This is a genomic window from Arhodomonas sp. KWT (assembly GCF_010993615.1).
This window is the reverse complement of the sequence record NZ_WNXE01000680.1, coordinates 1-900: the sequence shown is the minus strand read 5'-3', so window position 1 is coordinate 900 and position 900 is coordinate 1. Positions and strand designations below refer to the sequence as shown.

1 protein-coding gene is annotated in these 900 nt (G+C 74.2%); it reads right to left on the bottom strand.

Annotated elements, in window-relative coordinates:
* Positions 1–397 precede the first annotated feature (397 nt).
* Positions 398–900: general secretion pathway protein GspB (locus G7A99_RS21690; protein ID WP_205599994.1), on the bottom strand; the 503-nt coding region annotated here is incomplete at its 5' end.

Genomic DNA, 900 nt, shown 5'->3' with positions numbered 1-900 from the left:
GGCCGTTGTCCAGGGGCCGGCGGCGCCCGGCGTTCTCCGATGTCGCGCGGGGATGTCGGCTGCCTTCCAGCAGCCGACCTACGCGGCCAACCGCGGCCCGATGCCGGTCTCTCCGGTCACGACCTCGTTTGACATCGCCCGTGCCCCGGTACCAGGGCACGGCCGTTCCCCTGCTCGTAGGTCGGCTGCTCCTGGCAGCCGACATCTCCGGTGGCGTTTTACGCCTGCGACGCCTGGTCCACGCGTACGGCCGAGCCCGGCCGTTGTCCAGGGGCCGGCGGCGCCCGGCGTTCTCCGATGTCGCGCGGGGATGTCGGCTGCCTTCCAGCAGCCGAGCTGTTGCTGAGCGGCGGGCGGGTGCGGCATCTCCCTGTCGGCCGTGGGCCCGGGCGAGGCGCTAGCGCGGCGGGCCGTCCACCGGCCAGAGGAAACGTCGCCCGCGCCAGGCGAGCACCAGCCCGTCACTGGTGATCGACTCGACGCGCGGGCCGACGGGGAGGGTGTCACCCTCGCGGTAGCGCTTCATGTCCACCATCACGAAACGGCGGGCCGGCTCCGGGGCATAGACGTGGACGTTGATCGCGAAGGTCGGTACCTGGGCGCGGTACGTCAGCGGCAGCTGGCTCCAGGCCGTGACCGGAGCGCTGCCGCCGTCCCCGGATGACGGCGGCGCTCTGGCATCCGTGGTCTCCGCAGGGCGGCGGTCGTTGTCGGTCCCGGTGCCGGTATCCGGGCTCCTCCCGGCGTGGTTCTCCGCGCCTTCGCCGGCCGCAACCGTCCTGGACACCGGGGGGCTTGTGGCCGCCGCGCCGTCGCCCGTGGACCGCCCGTCCACGGCCGCATCCGCCAGCAGCGACTCGCCGACCGGGCCGGTCACCGGTGGGACCGGTGCCGGGGTGG